General features: G+C 60.3%; 1 pseudogene. It reads left to right on the top strand.

The features are described 5' to 3' along the window. Positions 1-219, top strand: a pseudogene (locus BQ17_RS21680) (hypothetical protein); the annotation flags it as partial.

Raw genomic sequence — 219 nt, 5'->3', positions numbered from 1 at the left:
AGGGGTTAGTCCCGAGCTACCGCACCAGCGCTGAGTTTCGACGGGTCAACGGGAGCGCATGGCGGGCGGCCAACCGTGATTTCGTCGTGCTGTGCCAAAAGCTGGAGCTGCTGGGCGCAGAAACGATCGGCATCGACGGTTGGTTTTTTCACGCCAGCGCCAGTGACGCCAGCATCACGACGAAGAAGGGCTTAGAAGCTGAACTGAAGCAGATCGAGC

This window comes from Candidatus Thiosymbion oneisti (genome assembly GCF_900092655.1).
Taxonomy (GTDB): Bacteria; Pseudomonadota; Gammaproteobacteria; order Chromatiales; family Chromatiaceae; genus Thiosymbion; species Thiosymbion oneisti.
The sequence above is the reverse complement of the archived record's forward strand: the minus strand, read 5'-3'. Positions and strand labels throughout refer to the sequence as shown.